Genomic DNA, 471 nt, shown 5'->3' with positions numbered 1-471 from the left:
CTGTTCTGTTGACGCTATCTTTGCTATCAGCACGTGATAACAGGCGATCAAGTTCAGCTTGTTCTGCTACCGTCAATGCAGCAGCGCCATTATTTACCGTCACGCCGCTTTGACCACTAGCAACACGCTGATGGCGCTTGCTTCGCCAAAACCAACCAACTATTAAAAGCACGAGTAATAATGGTGGAAAAAACCATAGTATCCACGTTGAGGGACGGACAGGCGGTTTATAACTGATGAAGTCGCCATAACGCTCCTGCATATAACTGCGAATCTCGGTATCACTCCGACCATCTTTGACCATATTGTAGGTTTTTTGCTTTAAATCTTGGGCAATAGGCGCATCAGAACCTGCAAGGTTTTGATTTTGGCATTTTGGACAACGAAACTCTTCAATGAGACCTCGATACTGAGCTTCTTGTTGTATAGAGTCAAAGTCGTAAACATCGATGGCGGCATAAGCGCTCATAC

Annotated in this window: 1 protein-coding gene; it reads right to left on the bottom strand. The window is 45.2% G+C overall.

Annotated features, from left to right (window positions below):
- A partial coding sequence (locus AAEZ03_RS25875) for a cytochrome c-type biogenesis protein (RefSeq protein ID WP_350582575.1) occupies positions 1–471 on the bottom strand: 471 nt, incomplete at both ends.

The organism is Pseudomonas sp. HY2-MNA-CIBAN-0224 (assembly GCF_040310285.1).
In the GTDB taxonomy this organism is placed as follows: domain Bacteria; phylum Pseudomonadota; class Gammaproteobacteria; order Pseudomonadales; family Pseudomonadaceae; genus Aquipseudomonas; species Aquipseudomonas helleri.
The sequence above is the reverse complement of the archived record's forward strand: the minus strand, read 5'-3'. Positions and strand labels throughout refer to the sequence as shown.